This is a genomic window from Bisgaardia hudsonensis (genome assembly GCF_004345785.1).
Taxonomy (GTDB): Bacteria; Pseudomonadota; Gammaproteobacteria; order Enterobacterales; family Pasteurellaceae; genus Bisgaardia; species Bisgaardia hudsonensis.
This window is the reverse complement of record NZ_SLXI01000001.1, coordinates 145,220-162,028: the sequence shown is the minus strand read 5'-3', so window position 1 is coordinate 162,028 and position 16,809 is coordinate 145,220. Positions and strand designations below refer to the sequence as shown.

Below are 16,809 nucleotides of genomic sequence, written 5' to 3'. Positions count from 1 at the left end.
AAGAAATTAATGCTTAAAACCAAATATAAACGCCCAACATTGCAAGATATCGCCACTCATCTAGGTATTACCAAAATGACGGTGAGTCGCTATCTCCGAAACCCTGATTCTGTGGCACTTGAAACACAAAAAAAAATTGCAGTAGCAATAGAAACGTTTGGTTATATCCCCAATAGAGCACCTGAAATACTTGCTAACTCAAAAAGTCAAGCAATCGGAGTTTTAGTTCCTTCCCTTACTAACCAAGTATTTGCAGATGTAATCAAAGGGATAGAACTTGTTACTGATAATGAAGGCTACCAAACTATGTTAGCACATTATGGATATAGTAAAGAGAAAGAAGAACAAAGAATCGAATCATTACTTTCTTACAATGTTGACGGTCTTATTCTATCTGAAAATGAACATACAGAAAAAACCTTAAAAATGTTAGAGATTGCTCAAATTCCTGTAATTGAAATAATGGAAAGTAATCATATTGGTATTTATCAATCTATTGGTTTCGATAATATAGCGGCAGCTGAATCAATAGTTGAAACAATGATAAATAAAGGCCACAAAAATATTATTTATTTTTCAGCTCGAATGGACAAACGAACTCAGCTTAAAATGCAAGGATATGAACAAGCCATGTTAAAATATGGTTTAACACCATATAGTCTAACAACAGAAGAAGCATCATCCTTTACATTAGGCGCAAAACAGTTACGCCAAGCACTTCAATTACACCCTCAAATAGACGGGATTTTTTGTACCAATGATGACTTAGCAATAGGTGCCTTATTCGAATGCCAAAGACAAGGAATATTGGTACCAGAGCAAATTGCAATAGCTGGTTTTCATGGCTTAGATGTTGGACAATCTCTTACCCCACAACTAGCTTCAGTGATAACTCCTCGTTTAGAGATAGGAAAAATATCCGCAACAGAATTACTAAACCAAATTCACGGAGCTACACCAAAAACATCAATAATCAATTTGGGATATAAGATCCATTTAGGTGAAAGTATTTAAAGTAGCTTTTCTATATTCTCAACACAATCATATATAACATCCTCAAAAGACCGACTAATATCCACAAAAATAACATCTGATTCATTCTCTTGTGGTATCTCTAGTGTATCAAACTGACTTTTTAACATATCGGCTTTCATAAAATGTCCTTTACGAAGTTCCATTCTTTGCAATACTAAATCAAAATCCCCATGTAAAAAAATAAAAGAAATATTCTGATTACCTTGACGAATTAAATCCCGATAACTTTTTTTCAAAGCTGAACACACTATAATGCCATTTTCATTTTTTTGCTCTAAACTAAAAGCAGCATCATTAATTCGTTCTAACCAAGGTACTCTATCTTCATCATTCAGAGGTATTCCTTGACTCATTTTTAAAATATTGGCTCTAGGATGTAAATCATCTCCATCAATAAACTTCATTTTTAATCGTTTTGCTACTTCGGTACCAATAGATGTTTTTCCTGTGCTAGATACTCCCATAAAAATAAATACTTTCCCTTTTTTCATTATTCCTCCAATGTTACCCATAACTATTTATATAAAATAATTTAGCGTATATTTAAAATTTTTCATCTCTAATTTAAATATTTTTTGAAGTTCGTCACATAAAAAAGATAAATATATTGCAATAAAGTAAATAATCAATGATATTTCATATGTTACCAGTAACAACAAATAAGGAGAGAATATGCTTATATTTACAATGATAGCCGCAATTATTTTTTTGCTAGTTTTAATTATAAAATTTAAAGTTCACGCTTTTGTTTCATTAATTATTGTGAGTTTACTCACCGCTCTAGCAACAGGTATTCCCATTGATAAAATCTTACCAACCTTATTAGGTGGATTTGGTAGTACTTTAGCATCAGTGGCACTATTAGTTGGATTAGGAGCCATGATTGGTGGTATTCTTGAAATAACTGGTGGTGCAAAAGTTCTGGCTGATACACTTATTAATAAATTTGGTAAAGAAAAAGCACCTTTAGCCTTAGGAATAGCATCATTACTTTTTGGTTTTCCTATATTTTTTGATGCTGGCTTAGTAGTAATGCTCCCCATTATATTTAGTGTAGCAAAACAGTTTGGTGGCTCAGTATTACGTTATGCCTTGCCTTCTGCTGGTGCATTTGCAGTTATGCATGCATTCTTACCCCCTCATCCAGGTCCTGTGGCATCAGGTGATTTACTTGGTGTTAATATGGGATTGTTAGTTATCGTTGGACTAATTTGTGCAATTCCAACTTGGTATATCGGAACTTATCTTTTTAGTAATTTTATAAGTAAAAGAATTTATGTCGAGCTACCAAAATCATTTCTTAGTATGGAAGTGATGGAGAATGAAAATACACTTAATCCACCAAGTTTTAAAAAGGTAATTATTGTATTACTACTTCCTGTTTTTCTTATTCTCTTTGATACAGGATTAAATACTTTAAGTGTAACAAAGGTAATTGATGGTTCTGCTCTTTGGGTACAAAGTTTGCGTTTAATCGGTAAGACACCTATTGCTCTATTGATTACATTATTAGTTGCTATTCTCTTATTACGAGATACAAGAAGCTACGAACAGATAGAAAAAATTTGTAATAATGCTTTAGGGCCAATTTGTTCTATTATATTAGTAACTGGTGCTGGCGGTATGTTTGGTGGCGTACTAAGAGCAAGTGGTATTGGTGATGTATTATCAAATATGATGTCAGATACAGGAATGCCGATTATTGTAGCTGCATTTCTAATTGCAACGACATTGCGTGTAGCACAAGGTTCTGCAACTGTAGCATTAACAACTACCGCAGCTCTTTTAGCCCCTACTGTTGCAAATGCTACGGATTTAAGCCAGTTTGATCTTTGCTTTATTGTCATCGCAATAGCTTCTGGAGCGACCGTTCTTTCTCATGTAAATGATTCTGGATTCTGGTTAGTAAGCAGATTCTTAGAAATGGATGAAAAAACGACTTTAAAAACATGGACAGCATTAGAAACATCAATCGGCGTAGTCGGATTTATTATTGCTTTAATTGGTAGCGCTATTTTATAACAAAGCTAGAGCGGTCAGAATTTAATATTCTCTAAAATTCAACCGCTCTTTTTATCAATTATGAAACCTATAATTTCTCTCGATTATGTGGTGTCATAAAATCAATATAAGGTCCTAATGGCACCACACCTGTTGGATTAATTGTAGCGTGACTTTGATAATAATGAGATTTAATATGATCCATATTTACTGTATCAGCAACGCCATTAACTTGATAAAGATCACGTAAATACCCCCAAATATTTGGATAATCTACAATACGTTTTAGATTACATTTAAAATGTCCTACATACACAGGATCAAAGCGAACTAATGTGGTAAATAAACGCCAATCAGCTTCTGTAATCTGCTCCCCTGTTAAATAACGACGAGTCGCTAAACGCTCTTCAATTTTATCTAAAGCAGCAAATAACTCAACGACAGATTCTTCATAGGCTTCTTGAGTGGTCGCAAAACCAGAACGATATACACCATTATTGATAGTTGGATAAATAAAGGCATTAAGTTCGTCTACTTCGTTTATTAATTCAGTTGGTAAAAAATTAACGGGTAATGCACCGATGTTATCAAAAGCAGAATTAAACATACGAATAATTTCTGATGACTCATTACTTACAATTGTATGCGTCTTTTTATCCCAAAGTACTGGTACAGTTACTCGTCCACTATAATCTGATTTTGCAGCCGTATAAATTTCATACATATATTTCGCATTGAAAATAGGATCAGCAATCACGCCTTCCCCCTCTTCAAATGTCCAACCATTGCTTCCCATATAAGGGTTTACAACAGACACAGAAATCATATCTTCTAAGCCTTTTAGTTTACGATAGATTAAAGTACGATGAGCCCAAGGACAAGCTAAAGACACATATAGATGATAGCGATTAGCTTCTGCTTTAAAACCAGCAATACCTGTTGGTCCAGCACTACCATCTACCGTTACCCAATTTCTAAATCTTGCAATATCACGTTGGAAACGACCTCCAGTCTTATCTGTATCATACCACTTATCATACCATCTACCTTCAACTAATAATCCCATTTTCTCTCCCTATAATATTCTATTGTTTAACCTATTTTTTATAATAACGGGTTATAACTGAATGATAAACAATAGTTTTAGGAAATAATTATTCTCTTTTTAAGAACAATAACCAACTAACAAAAAATAGCACCAAATATTTTAATATTTGGTGCTATTTATTAACTTACTAATAATATTAATTATTTAGAGCAACAGCAATCATCTTGTGCTTTTTCAAAACGCTCTGCGACATAATCCCAGTTTACAACGTTCCAGAATTCTTTAATATAATCTGGACGGCGATTTTGAAATTTTAAATAGTATGAGTGTTCCCAAACATCTAAACAAAGTAATGGGAAACCTTCACAACCAGCAAACTCTTTACCCATTAATGGGCTTTCTTGATTTGCTGTTGAAACAACAGATAACTTTCCATCATTGACGATCAACCACGCCCATCCAGATCCAAAGCGAGTAGCAGCTGCTTTTTCAAATTCTGCTTTAAATGCATCAACTGAACCAAAATCACGAACGATAGCTTCTTGTAACGCGCCTTTTAATACGGTATCTTTTTTCAAGCATTTCCAAAATAACGTGTGATTAACATGACCACCAACATTATTACGAACCGCCGCTAATTTGTCCGCTGGTATATCAGCTAATTTACGTACAACTTGTCCTGGACATAAATCAGCAAAATCAGTCAGTCCTTCTAATGCAACATTTGCATTATTCACATAAGCTTGGTGATGTTTACTATGGTGAATTTCCATTGTTTGTGCATCAAAATGCGGTTCTAATGCATCATAAGCATAACCTAATTCAGGTAAAGTATAAGCCATATTATTTTTTCCTTATATAAAGTAATTGTTAGGGTAATCTTTCTCATTTTAACAAAAAAATTGATCAAGATCATTAAAACTTTATTTTTAATAAAAAATAACCTACTTCTTCTAGAAATAGGCTATTTCATTTACACTTAATTCATACTCACAAAGTTAATTTTGAGCTTTAACTGCCGCAACAGCAACCATATTAATAATGCGACGAACAGATGAAGCGGATGTTAAAATATGTACCGCCTTATCCATTCCCATCAAGATAGGTCCAATTGTAATTGGAGTTGCCGTACCTTGTAATAAATTCAAACTAATACGAGCAGTTTCCATATTTGGCATAATTAGTAAATTTGCCGCACCTTTTAATGGGCTATCAGGCATAATTTCATTACGTAAATTTGCTGATAAAGCAACATCACAATGCATTTCACCATCAATAATTAAATCTGGCGCTCTTTCACGTACTATTGATAAAACTTCACGCATTTTGACCGCACTTGGTTCATTTAATGTACCATAATTAGAATGAGAAATTAGTGCAACTTGTGGCTCAATACCAAAACGACGAACTTCCTCTGCTGACATCAATACGATATTTGCTAAATCCTCTGCTGATGGATCACTATTTACAAAGGTATCTGCAATAAATAAATTACCACTGGATAACACCAAACCATTAACGGTTGCTGGAATTTGTCCTTCTTTAACACCAATAATATCTTTAATTGCGGTCAAATGAGAACCAAATGGTCCAACTAATCCACACAACATAGCATCCGCTTTACCCAATTCTAATAAAACCGAACCAAGTGCGGTTGGATTATGTAACATTTTACGTTTAGCACCAGCAAGTGCCACACCTTGACGTTTTAATTTATTGTAATAAGCCTGATAACATTCTTCGTAATATGGATTATGTTCAATATCAATAATTTCAAGATCTGGACCAATATCAAGTTTCAACCCTAATTTTTGAATTTTTTCTTGGATTACCTTTGTACGACCCAATAATATTGGAGTAGCAATGCCTAATGCGGCAATTTCTTGTACGGCTTGTAAAACTTTATTTTCTTCACCATCAGTTAAAATAACTCGTTTTTTATCTTGTTTTGCTTGAGCAAACACTGGCTTCATAAATAAATTTGTTTTATAAACAAACTGTGTAAGCTGCTCTTTATAGGCTTCAAAATCTTCAATTGGACGAGTTGCAACACCACTATCCATTGCTGCTTTAGCAACGGCTGGAGCAATTTTAACAATTAAACGAGGATCAAAAGGTCGTGGAATAATATAATCAGGACCAAAAGAAACGCCTGTTTCTCCATAAGCGGATGTTACGACATCACTCTGTTCTGCTAAAGCCAAATCAGCGATAGCATAAACTGCTGCTAACTTCATTTCTTCATTAATAGCTGTCGCACTTACATCTAAAGCACCCCGGAAAATAAATGGGAAACATAACACATTATTAACTTGATTTGGGAAATCAGAACGCCCAGTACACACAATTGCATCAGGACGAACTGCTTTTGCTAATGGCGGTAAAATCTCTGGATCTGGATTTGCGAGAGCAAGAATTAATGGGCTAGGTCCCATCGTTTTAACCATTTCTTGTGTTAATGCTCCTGCGGCAGAACACCCTAAGAAAATATCTGCATTAGGAATTGCATCGGCAAGAGTTCTAGTTCCATTATCATCAATAGCATAAAGCTTTTTAGTTTCATCCATACGATCATCACGGCCTTTAAAAATAACCCCTTTTGAATCGCAAACGGTGATGTTTTCACGTTTCATACCTAATGAAACCAATAAATTCAAACAAGCAATAGAAGCGGCACCTGCACCAGATGCGACTAATCGTACGTCTTCAATTTTTTTACCAACAATACGTAATCCATTAATTACTGCCGCAGCGGAAATAATAGCTGTTCCGTGTTGATCATCATGGAAAACTGGAATATTCATTCGTTCACGTAATTTATTTTCAATATAAAAACATTCTGGTGCTTTAATATCTTCAAGGTTAATACCACCAAATGTTGGTTCAAGTGCAGCAATAATATCAATTAATTTATCAGGATCCCTTTCATCAACCTCAATATCAAATACATCAACATTCGCAAATTTCTTAAAAAGTACCCCTTTTCCTTCCATTACGGGTTTGCCAGCTAATGCACCAATATTTCCTAATCCAAGTACTGCTGTACCATTAGAAATTACTGCAACTAAATTACCTCGAGAAGTATAGCGATAAGATGCAGAAGGATCGGCTTGAATTTCTAAACAAGGCTCAGCAACACCCGGTGAATAAGCTAATGCTAAATCACGTTGTGTAGCTAAAGATTTAGTTGGGGTAACTTCAATTTTTCCTGGGCGTGGATATTCGTGAAAATCGAGTGCGGCTTGACGTAATTGATCGTCCATAAAATGCTCCTGTAAAATTAATTGTATCAAATATGTTAAATTAAGATTAGTGCATTATAGAGAAAATGCAATAAAAAAATGTGATGAGATCCACATTATTTATTAAATGTTATTACTATATAAATTAAATTATCCCTATTCGGTTATTCTTTTTATTAAGAAAACAGGTAGAATAAATCAAACTGAAATTATTAATAAGCATTCTATAATGAGATTAGATAAATATTTAGCCGAAAACCTCGGTTTAACCCGCTCTCAAGCAAATAAATTTTTACGTTCAGGATTAATTAATCTGAACGGAAAAATAATCAAATCAGGTTCAACACAAGTTACTGTCGAAGATGAAATTATCTGTGATGGTAAACAATTAGGTTGGTATGAAGCAGGACAATACATTATGCTTTATAAACCTCAAGGGTATGTATGCTCTCATACTGATGATAATTATCCGAGCATTTATCAATTCTTTGATTACCCACTCCTGGGGAAAATCCATAGTGCAGGTCGATTAGATGCCGATACAACTGGACTAATCTTATTGACAGATGACGGTAATTGGTCACATCGTATTACTTCCCCCAAGTACCATTGTGAAAAAACGTATTTGGTTAGCTTAGCCGATCCTGTTGAAGATTATTATCAACAATCTTGCTATGACGGTATTCTACTGCGTGGAGAAAAAGAATTAACGAAACCAGCTAAATTGGAAATTATTGATGATTACAATGTAAATTTAACGCTGTCTGAAGGTCGTTACCATCAAGTTAAGCGTATGTTTGCTGCATTAGGTAATAAGGTTATTGGATTACACCGTTGGAGGATAGGAAATATAGTGCTTGATGACAACCTACAAGAAGGGGAATTTCGCCATTTAACGCAACAAGAACTTGATACATTTAATAAACTATAATCTACAATTTATAAAAAGGATTTTTTATGGCTTTACAACGTTGCCCAGAATGTCGACATAAAGTGAGTGAAAATGCACAAGCCTGTCCTAACTGTGGTTTTTCATTTAAAGAAAGCGATTTAGAAATATACCGACAAAAATTAGAAGAACGCCGTCTTCATAATCAAGAAATAAATCGAAAAAGCGTAAAGATTCATCTTTTTTGGTTAGCTATATTTACATTAGTGATTGCTATCGCTGGTTGGCTAAATAACTAAAAAAGTGCGGTATTTTTTACCGCACTTTTGGCTAAATTATCCTACAAACTCTTTATTTGGAATTTTCTTCCATTTTATGTAATTTATGCTTATAAGCATAACTTCCCCATAAAGCGTAAGCTAATGCTTCTTTTTTCATAATTTCAGGAATATCAGCTGAAATTAATTTTTCAGTAGGTTTATCATAAATAAAGCCTTCCGCTTGTTTATTTTGTTGTAAAATCGCTACTTGATTGCCACGCATATATGCTAAAGTTTTATCAAATTGCATTAAAGCACGGTTAGGGTCTTCTGGTTTCGTCAAATCATAACCAAGCATAGGATAATTACCGCTAATGCCGATTAATGAAAGTAATGTTGTTGGCATATCAATTTGGCTCACTAGGCGATTATCACGTTTAGGTGCAATCCCCTCTCCTACAATTAATGCGGGAATATGGAAATTTTTGATTGGGACGATTGAATCACCATAAGCTCTTGAATCATGATCAGCAATAATTAAAAAGACCGTATCTTTCCAATAATCTGATTTTTTTGCTAAATCAAAAAAGTAGCCAATTGAATAGTCAGCATATTTTGCTGCATTATTGCGGGTAGCTTGTGGTTGTTCATAAAGTTTAATCCGTCCTTCTGGAAATTCAAAAGGATCGTGATTACTAGAACTAAACACTAAGCTAAAAAATGGCTTACCTTGTTTATTTAATTCAGTAAATGTGGCATTGGCTTTATCAAATAAATCTTCATCACTTGCTCCCCAAGTTCCAACAAACTTAGGATTATCATAATCATTTTGATCGACTATATGTTGAAAACCATTTCCATAGAAGAAACTCGCCATATTATCAAAATGTTTTTCTCCCCCATAAATAAAGGAAGTATGGTAACCTCGTTTAGTCAACATTTCAGCAATCGTAAAAAAGCCATTTTGACTACCTGTCAGTTTTACAACGGATCGTGCTGGTGTCGGGGTAAAGCCTGCTGTAACAGCTTCAATACCTCTCACTGAACGCGTACCTGTGGCATATAAATTATCAAATAACCAACCTTGAGATGCGAGCTTGTCAAATTCTGGCGATAAACCTCGATTATCGCCTAATGCGCCAATAAATTGTGCCCCTAGACTTTCTTCTAAAATAATAACTAAGTTTTTTGGCTTACCCTGATAGGTAGCTTGGTTTTTCGTTAAAGTCGGTAATGTTTCGGAAATATAATCCGTATCAGGACGCCCTCTCACATTTCTTAATGTTGTAATAACTTCTTCTATTGGCATTTTTCCGTAAAGTTTTGAGGCGTTAGCTTCATCTGCCATTTGTTGAACGGCAAATAGCACAGAATAACCAGAATTTAATACTAATGAATTAACTAAAGGATCAGAAGAAAATGCCACCATTGCGGGATTAATACCACGATGTTGCAAACTTGATCTTGCCCCTAAAAAAGTTATCGCTACCACAAAAATAAATAAGAACGGTCTAAAATACCATCTAGGATAAGAGAGATTTTTGGTAACTCGATTCGCTATTTTCCAAAAAATAATAACAGAAATTACCGTTAAGATAGCGCTGGATATCACTGCAAATAAATGCCCAGTGGCAAGCATAGTAAATACTTCTTTTGGATAAAGCAAATATTCAACAAATAAACGGTTAGGTCTGAAATCATAGGTTTCAATGAATGCTGGAGTAGATAACTCCATAAAAACAACAAAAGTACTCCCTAACACTAGCCAAATTTTAACAACAAAATTAACTAGCTTTCCAACCCCATTCTCACTTGTAAACAAGCAAGAAAGAATTATCGGTAGTGAAAATAGCCAACATAAACTTGAAACATCAATTCGGATCCCTTGTAAAAACAAAGGTATCCAGCCATCTACTGCATTAATTCTCTCAGACTGCCAAATAGACAATCCGAAACGAAATACAGATAAAATAACTAAATTAAGTAAAAAGAAAATAATTATTGGATAAATGGGTCCAAACCATTTTTTTAAACTAGACATTTTTTTACCTTTACAACAAGGAAATAGAGAGTGGTATTATATAAAAATCCTCAATAAATAAATATATAAAATAAACTTTATTTTATATAAAAAAATAACCGCACTTGATCCTATTCAAATCAAAGTGCGGTCAAAATTATAATTAAATTTTTATACTAAGCTTTGTCTACTTCCAAACGTTCAAATGCCAATACATTATTTTCTAATCGACGTAACAACAAGGTAGCAATACCAGTGATCACAAGATAAATCGCACCGGCAATCCCATAAATAGTTAACGCATCATATTCTGTACCATATAATTGGCGTGCATAGCCCATAATATCTAAAATAGTAATGGTTGATGCCAAAGACGTTCCTTTAAATACTAAAATAATTTCATTTGAATAAGATGGCAATGCTCGTTTTAAAGCATAAGGAATTAGGATTTTTAAAGTTTGTAACCGAGTTAATCCTAAAGCGGCACAACTTTCCCATTGCCCTTTAGAAATGGCTTTTACTGCCCCGTGAAATAGCAATGTAGAATAAGCCGCACTATTTAATGCTAACGTCAACATCGCACAAAACCACGCATTCGATAAAAAGAACCATAATGGACTATCTACAATCCATTGAAACTGTCCCGGTCCCGCATAAATGAGGAAAAACTGTACTAATAATGGCGTACCTGTAAATAAAGTTAAATAAATATTGACCGCACTTTTTAGCCATTTATTTTCCATAGAAAGTAAAAAAGTTAATACTAACGCTAAAAAGAAAGCAATAAATAAGGATACCGCTGTAAGAATTAAACTGGTGGAAATACCTTGTGAAATAACGGCAAAATATGCTTGAATTCTTTCCATAATATTTATCCTAAGGCTCTTTCAAAATGCGTAAAACGTAACTCAAGTTTACGAATAATAAACTGACTGACTAAAGTAACACCTAAGTAAATCAAGGCAGTTAAACCATACCAAGTAAAAGGTTGATGAGTATTTGTATTAATTAAATCAGCTTGACGCATTAAATCATTTACACCAATCAATGATACCAAAGCAGTATCTTTTAATAACACTAACCACTGATTACTTAGCCCAGGAAGTGCGTGACGCCACACTTGAGGCATAACAATATGAATAAAAGTATAAGCTCGACTTAATCCTAACGCTTCTCCAGACTCCCATTGTCCGATAGAAATAGCTTGAATCGCACCACGCAAAGACTGTGAAGCATAAGCAGCAAAAATAATCGCTAGCGCTATTACACCACACACAAAAGGTGTTAACTCAACATATTCACCTGTAATCAATTCTATTACTTCAGGTAAACCAAAATAAATTAAGAAAACTACCAGAATTTCTGGCAAACCACGCAATAACGCAACCAGTACAGAAATAGGTTTACGAATAATAACTTGTTTATTTGTTTCTAAAGAGACAAATATTATAGATAATACTAAGCCAGCAATCAGAGAACAAACAGCTAACCCTAAGGTCATTAGGGTCGCTGAATATATTAAAGGGAGATAATCAAGAAACATAATATTTATTTAGTCATCCATTTATCATAAATTTTTTGGTATTCACCATTCTCTTTAATAACGGCTAAACCTTTATTCAAGTCAGCTACTAATTCTGCATTTGATTTCTTAACCGCGATACCTAATCCATTACCAAAATATTTTTTATTTGTTATTTTATCACCAACAAATGCTAATGAATCTTCTTTTGATAGCATATCAACAAGAACAGCCGTATCACCGAAAATCAAATCAATACGTCCATTTTTTAAATCTAAAATTGCATCTTGTAAACTTGCATAAGATTTAGGTGAATATTGTTTTCCTTCTGCAACAATATACTGTTGGAATGTCGTACCATTTTGCACCCCAACATTTTTTGCTGTTTCTAAGGTTGCTTTGCCTTTTAAGCTGATAAAACTTGCAGAACTATCATAATAAGCATCAGTAAATGCCACTTGTTCCGCTCTTGATTCAGTTATATCAATAGCTGAAATCGCAGCCTGAAAACCACCACGTCCTTTCATTAAACTTGGAATTAAAGCATCAAATGCTTGGCTTTTAAAATGACAAGTAGCTTGAATTTCTTTACAAATTGCATTAGCTACATCAACATCAAATCCAATAATTTCCCCTTTTTCATTTGTCATTTCAAAAGGAGGATAACTTGGCTCCATCGCAAAAGTAATTTCTTGTGCATTAACAAAAGCGGAGGTAGCTAAAATAGTAGTTAATAATAATTTTTTCATATTGTGTTCCTTATTCTGAGTGTGATAAATATTGTTTAAATTGCTCTGTTTGTGGATGATCAAATCGACTTGCATCCCCCATTTCGATAATATGTCCTTGCTCCATATACACGACTTTTGTTGCCACTTTTTTCGCAACGGACACTTCGTGGGTAACAATAATTTGTGTAATCCCTGTTTGTTGTAATTCCTGAATAATCGACACAATCTGTGCAGTAATTTCAGGATCAAGCGCCGCTGTTGGCTCATCAAATAATAAAACCTGAGGCTTCATCATCAATGCTCTAGCAATAGCAACACGTTGTTGTTGACCTCCTGATAAATGCAAAGGATAGCGGTCACCAAATTCTTCTAAACGTAGGCGTTTTAATAATTCAAATGCCTCTTGTTTAGCTATCTCTTTACTGATACCTAATACTTTTACAGGGGCTTCAATTAAATTTTCAATCACCGTCAAATGTGGCCATAAATTATATTGTTGAAATACCATACCAACATCTTGGCGTAATTGACGTATTTTCTTCGTGTCAGCCTTTGCAACAGAAAGATCAAAAGTATTATTTGCGATACTTAATTCTCCCGTTTGAGGGATTTCAAGTAAATTAAATGTACGAATTAATGTACTTTTCCCTGCACCACTTGGGCCTAATAAAACCACTGTATCGCCATCTTCAGCCACTAAGTTAATATCAAATAAGGCTTGTGTCGTACCATAAAAAAAATTTAAATGTTTAACGCTAATAGTCATATATAAAATACTCTGATTTAAAAACTGAAATAATATTAATATTTATTGCATAATTATGCAATAAATAAATAACAATTTTTATTATTTTTTTTCAAAAAAGAATATTCAACTTTTTATGATTAAATTTAAATCAATAAATTGAAAGAATTAAAAAAGTAAAGAAGTATAAGGAAACTACTATTTCCCAAATACCTATTTGTTTTATAGATAATTTTTTTATTGGAATATAAATAGCTCTTATCAAAGGAAGAGTAAATGCTAATACTAATTTATAATTGCTTAAATATGCAAAAAGAATAATACAAAGAAGATGATATAGAATGGATACTTTTAAATAGATAGGATTTTTTCTTTCTCTCATTACTGACTTTACATATAAAGTTGTTCCTATGAACAAAAGACTCGGATAAAGTGCAACAAACCAGATTTGTTTATCAAATACATTTTTTGAAAAATAATAAGATGCCATACCAGCAATAGCAAAAATAACAATACCTGCCAAATCATTGATTAATGCCCTTTCATTTTTTTTCTTTGTATAATAAATATTAATAATAACAAAAGGTAACATTACAATAAGAAAATAAATAATATGCCAATTATAAAATAATGTGGGCAAGGCGAAAATAAAACTAACAGAACCATAAATTAAAGCCCATTTTTTATATAAAGTTAAATTTCGACCTTTAAATAGGCTTAAAAAAGGGTAAGTCATTAGGTATAAACTAAACCAAGCTAATAACAGAAATATATGTTGCCAAACAAATGTTGTAGATAACATACCATATAAAAATGGCATTAATGCCATCACAATAGCACCGTGCTGATTGGAAATGAGTAATTTCATTCATCCTCCTACAATCTACAATACAGTAGAGATAAAAGTTCACAATATACTTATTGTATAATAAATACATAATAATATTGTACTTTGTTAATCATTTATAAGTATTTCCCTAAAATTACCTTTCTAAAAGCCAGCACTTTACTTATACTACACAGACTCTAAGCGACTTTTAAAATCTTTTAAAGATTATCAATCTGTCATTGTATAACAAAGCTAAAAAATTTATCTTTTATTAATTAAAAATAAATAGACATTCAAGGTTCTATTATGAATATTTATACTTACATTTGCTTCCTATCTAGCCTTTCCATTTTTATCGGATTTATCACTGCTAAAATTAGCGATCGTATCCAATATACAATCGCTGTTACCGCAACATCAATGGTAAGTTCTCTAGTTTTACTTGGATTAGGATACTTAAACTGGTTTAATCTTGATGATGTAGCAATTAAAGTTATGCAACAAATTGATTTTAAAAGTTTTTTATTAGATGGCATTTTAGGATTTCTACTGTTTGCAGGCGCATTAGGTATAAAACTCCCAGTAATGAAAACACAAAAATGGGAAATAACCTCTCTGGCTCTCTTTTCAACAGCAACCTCCACGTTTTTAATTGCAGGGTTATTTTATTTTATTAGTTATGCCATTGGATTTAATATTGACTTCATTTATTGCTTACTCTTTGGATCCTTAATTTCACCAACCGATCCTATTGCTGTACTAGCAATCATAAAAAACTTAAAAGCACCTAGAAAACTATCAATGAAAGTAGAAGGAGAATCATTATTTAATGATGGTGTTGGATTAGTTATTTTTACCACCGTTTTTGCTGTCGCTTTTGAAGGGCAATCTCCTACTATTACAGGTGTAGCTCAACTATTTCTTACAGAGGCAATAGGGGGAATCTTATTTGGATTAATTATAGGAGTGATTGCACATTTCCTAATTTCAGCTACTGATGATAGTAGCCTAGAAATATTACTTACATTAACTATACCAACAGCAGGTTTTATTACTGCAAATTTATTACACGTATCTGGTGCATTATCAATGGTTGTTTCAGGGATAATGATAGGAAACTGGACAAGACACACTGGATTTTCTGAGCATAATAAACACAATTTTAATCATTTTTGGGAAATGATTGACCATTTTCTCAATTCATTGCTCTTTTTGCTAATAGGTCTTGCTCTACTACTCGTCAACTTTAGCTATCAAGGTATCCTTTTAAGTATTATAGCTATTCCCGTATGCTTACTCTGTCGTTACATTAGCGTTTGGATCCCTTTCCAAGTACTCGGAAGAAAAAATATTTATAATCCTTATACCTTACGAATTTTAACATGGGGTGGATTACGAGGAGGATTATCACTTGCAATGGCATTATCAATACCTAGAGATAATATAATAAGTCAACATATTGGTATGAATATCCACGAATTGCTATTAATTATGACATATAGCGTTGTTATGTTCTCCATACTCATTCAAGGTACTACTATTGAAGCAATGGTAAAAAAATCAAAAGAAGCAACGATGATAAGCAGAGGATATGTCGGATTACATAAAAAGAAAAATTAGAAAATAAGATCATATGATCTATATCAACGAATTGAATATTTCTTACTTGTTACAATAATGTTGCAACTATACAATACATCATTTAATATTACTTTGAATTATTGATATAAATAAACTACTTAAAACTCGAAAGGAAATAAAGAATGGTTACGCCACAAATATTAATTGTTGAAGATGAAGTAATCACAAGAAATACTTTAAAAAGTATTTTTGAGGCGGAAGGCTATGATATTTTTGAGGCATCGGATGGCAATCAAATGCATCAAATCCTTTCAAATCATAAAATTGATCTAGTTATTATGGATATTAATTTACCTGGAAAGAATGGTTTAATGCTTGCAAGAGAATTAAGAGAAAATACAAACACCGCATTAATGTTTTTAACAGGTAGAAATAATGAGGTCGATAAAATATTAGGGTTAGAAATTGGTGCAGATGATTATATTACCAAACCATTTAATCCTCGAGAATTAACAATTCGAGCAAGAAATCTTTTACAAAGAACAATGCAAGAATCTACAAAAGCAACGGTTCAAAATGTTGAAGAATACCGCTTTAATGGGTGGAAATTAAATTTAAATAGCCGATCATTAATTAATCCTGAAGGTGATGAATTTAAATTACCACGTAGCGAATTTAGGGCAATGCTACATTTTTGTGAAAATCCTGGAAAAATTCAAACTCGTGAAGAGCTATTGAAAAAAATGACAGGACGAGACTTAAAACCACAAGATAGAACTGTTGATGTTACTATTCGTCGTATTAGAAAACATTTTGAAGAACATCCTGAAACGCCAGAAATAATTACAACAATTCATGGAGAAGGTTATCGTTTTTGTGGTAACTTAGAATAAATACCCTGATAAT

The 16,809-nt window shown here is 33.0% G+C and carries 16 protein-coding genes; 6 read left to right on the top strand and 10 right to left on the bottom strand.

Annotated features, from left to right (window positions below):
* Positions 1 to 9 precede the first annotated feature (9 nt).
* A complete protein-coding gene (gene gntR / locus EV697_RS00790) occupies positions 10 to 1,014 on the top strand; it encodes a gluconate operon transcriptional repressor GntR (RefSeq protein WP_132021577.1) in 1,005 nt (334 codons plus the stop codon).
* On the opposite strand, the gene EV697_RS00785 is transcribed toward gntR, so the two are convergent.
* Positions 1,011 to 1,526, bottom strand: a complete 516-nt coding sequence (locus tag EV697_RS00785) for a gluconokinase (RefSeq protein ID WP_132021575.1) — start codon at positions 1,524 to 1,526, stop codon at positions 1,011 to 1,013. The two genes, gntR and EV697_RS00785, sit on opposite strands and share 4 nt — an antisense overlap.
* Before the next feature lie 181 nt (positions 1,527 to 1,707).
* Here EV697_RS00785 and EV697_RS00780 point away from each other — a divergent pair, with 181 nt between their 5' ends.
* A complete protein-coding gene (locus tag EV697_RS00780; protein ID WP_132021573.1) occupies positions 1,708 to 3,057 on the top strand; it encodes a GntP family permease in 1,350 nt (449 codons plus the stop codon).
* Positions 3,058 to 3,124: 67 nt separating this feature from the next.
* On the opposite strand, the gene EV697_RS00775 is transcribed toward EV697_RS00780, so the two are convergent.
* The 3 genes from EV697_RS00775 to EV697_RS00765 form a co-directional block, all read right to left on the bottom strand.
* Positions 3,125 to 4,102 (bottom strand): glutathione S-transferase family protein, encoded by a 978-nt coding sequence (locus tag EV697_RS00775; protein WP_132021571.1) that lies wholly within the window; start codon positions 4,100 to 4,102, stop codon positions 3,125 to 3,127.
* 182 nt (positions 4,103 to 4,284) lie between these two features.
* A complete protein-coding gene (locus EV697_RS00770; RefSeq protein ID WP_132021569.1) occupies positions 4,285 to 4,926 on the bottom strand; it encodes a Fe-Mn family superoxide dismutase in 642 nt (213 codons plus the stop codon).
* A gap of 156 nt (positions 4,927 to 5,082) precedes the next feature.
* Positions 5,083 to 7,347 carry an NADP-dependent malic enzyme gene (locus EV697_RS00765; RefSeq protein ID WP_132021567.1) on the bottom strand — a complete coding sequence of 755 codons (2,265 nt, stop codon included), beginning with the start codon at positions 7,345 to 7,347 and terminating at the stop codon, positions 5,083 to 5,085.
* A 208-nt stretch (positions 7,348 to 7,555) separates the two neighbouring features.
* On the opposite strand from EV697_RS00765, the gene rsuA reads away from it, so the two are divergent.
* Together rsuA and EV697_RS00755 are read left to right on the top strand one after the other, a co-directional pair.
* Entirely contained in the window at positions 7,556 to 8,257 is a 702-nt protein-coding gene (gene rsuA, locus EV697_RS00760) for a 16S rRNA pseudouridine(516) synthase RsuA (RefSeq protein WP_132021565.1), read from the top strand.
* 26 nt (positions 8,258 to 8,283) lie between these two features.
* Positions 8,284 to 8,514 carry a zinc ribbon domain-containing protein gene (locus tag EV697_RS00755; protein WP_132021563.1) on the top strand — a complete coding sequence of 77 codons (231 nt, stop codon included), beginning with the start codon at positions 8,284 to 8,286 and terminating at the stop codon, positions 8,512 to 8,514.
* 52 nt (positions 8,515 to 8,566) lie between these two features.
* On the opposite strand, the gene EV697_RS00750 is transcribed toward EV697_RS00755, so the two are convergent.
* The 6 genes from EV697_RS00750 to EV697_RS00725 all read right to left on the bottom strand — a co-directional run bounded on the left by EV697_RS00750 (position 8,567) and on the right by EV697_RS00725 (position 14,361).
* A complete protein-coding gene (locus EV697_RS00750; protein WP_132021561.1) occupies positions 8,567 to 10,516 on the bottom strand; it encodes an LTA synthase family protein in 1,950 nt (649 codons plus the stop codon).
* Positions 10,517 to 10,671: 155 nt separating this feature from the next.
* Positions 10,672 to 11,361, bottom strand: a complete 690-nt coding sequence (gene artM, locus EV697_RS00745; RefSeq protein WP_132021559.1) for an arginine ABC transporter permease ArtM — start codon at positions 11,359 to 11,361, stop codon at positions 10,672 to 10,674.
* Positions 11,362 to 11,366: 5 nt separating this feature from the next.
* On the bottom strand, positions 11,367 to 12,038 hold the full coding sequence (gene artQ, locus EV697_RS00740; RefSeq protein ID WP_132021557.1) for an arginine ABC transporter permease ArtQ: 672 nt from the start codon (positions 12,036 to 12,038) through the stop codon (positions 11,367 to 11,369).
* A gap of 5 nt (positions 12,039 to 12,043) precedes the next feature.
* Positions 12,044 to 12,766, bottom strand: a complete 723-nt coding sequence (locus tag EV697_RS00735; protein ID WP_132021555.1) for a transporter substrate-binding domain-containing protein — start codon at positions 12,764 to 12,766, stop codon at positions 12,044 to 12,046.
* Positions 12,767 to 12,776: 10 nt separating this feature from the next.
* Entirely contained in the window at positions 12,777 to 13,514 is a 738-nt protein-coding gene (artP, locus tag EV697_RS00730) for an arginine ABC transporter ATP-binding protein ArtP (RefSeq protein ID WP_132021553.1), read from the bottom strand.
* 130 nt (positions 13,515 to 13,644) lie between these two features.
* Positions 13,645 to 14,361 carry a YwiC-like family protein gene (locus EV697_RS00725; protein WP_132021551.1) on the bottom strand — a complete coding sequence of 239 codons (717 nt, stop codon included), beginning with the start codon at positions 14,359 to 14,361 and terminating at the stop codon, positions 13,645 to 13,647.
* Positions 14,362 to 14,628: 267 nt separating this feature from the next.
* On the opposite strand from EV697_RS00725, the gene EV697_RS00720 reads away from it, so the two are divergent.
* Together EV697_RS00720 and arcA are read left to right on the top strand one after the other, a co-directional pair.
* The gene (locus tag EV697_RS00720; protein WP_132021549.1) at positions 14,629 to 15,942 is read left to right on the top strand and encodes a cation:proton antiporter; all 1,314 of its coding nucleotides are present in this window, start codon (positions 14,629 to 14,631) and stop codon (positions 15,940 to 15,942) included.
* A gap of 143 nt (positions 15,943 to 16,085) precedes the next feature.
* A complete protein-coding gene (gene arcA, locus EV697_RS00715) occupies positions 16,086 to 16,796 on the top strand; it encodes a two-component system response regulator ArcA (protein ID WP_132021547.1) in 711 nt (236 codons plus the stop codon).
* The last annotated feature ends 13 nt before the right edge of the window (positions 16,797 to 16,809 follow it).

Coding starts and splice junctions, on each gene's coding strand:
- gntR (WP_132021577.1), top strand. CDS start 10: ATGCTTAAAACCAAATATAAACGCCCAACATTGCAAGATATCGCCACT.
- EV697_RS00785 (WP_132021575.1), bottom strand. CDS start 1,526: ATGAAAAAAGGGAAAGTATTTATTTTTATGGGAGTATCTAGCACAGGA.
- EV697_RS00780 (WP_132021573.1), top strand. CDS start 1,708: ATGCTTATATTTACAATGATAGCCGCAATTATTTTTTTGCTAGTTTTA.
- EV697_RS00775 (WP_132021571.1), bottom strand. CDS start 4,102: ATGGGATTATTAGTTGAAGGTAGATGGTATGATAAGTGGTATGATACA.
- EV697_RS00770 (WP_132021569.1), bottom strand. CDS start 4,926: ATGGCTTATACTTTACCTGAATTAGGTTATGCTTATGATGCATTAGAA.
- EV697_RS00765 (WP_132021567.1), bottom strand. CDS start 7,347: ATGGACGATCAATTACGTCAAGCCGCACTCGATTTTCACGAATATCCA.
- rsuA (WP_132021565.1), top strand. CDS start 7,556: ATGAGATTAGATAAATATTTAGCCGAAAACCTCGGTTTAACCCGCTCT.
- EV697_RS00755 (WP_132021563.1), top strand. CDS start 8,284: ATGGCTTTACAACGTTGCCCAGAATGTCGACATAAAGTGAGTGAAAAT.
- EV697_RS00750 (WP_132021561.1), bottom strand. CDS start 10,516: ATGTCTAGTTTAAAAAAATGGTTTGGACCCATTTATCCAATAATTATT.
- artM (WP_132021559.1), bottom strand. CDS start 11,361: ATGGAAAGAATTCAAGCATATTTTGCCGTTATTTCACAAGGTATTTCC.
- artQ (WP_132021557.1), bottom strand. CDS start 12,038: ATGTTTCTTGATTATCTCCCTTTAATATATTCAGCGACCCTAATGACC.
- EV697_RS00735 (WP_132021555.1), bottom strand. CDS start 12,766: ATGAAAAAATTATTATTAACTACTATTTTAGCTACCTCCGCTTTTGTT.
- artP (WP_132021553.1), bottom strand. CDS start 13,514: ATGACTATTAGCGTTAAACATTTAAATTTTTTTTATGGTACGACACAA.
- EV697_RS00725 (WP_132021551.1), bottom strand. CDS start 14,361: ATGAAATTACTCATTTCCAATCAGCACGGTGCTATTGTGATGGCATTA.
- EV697_RS00720 (WP_132021549.1), top strand. CDS start 14,629: ATGAATATTTATACTTACATTTGCTTCCTATCTAGCCTTTCCATTTTT.
- arcA (WP_132021547.1), top strand. CDS start 16,086: ATGGTTACGCCACAAATATTAATTGTTGAAGATGAAGTAATCACAAGA.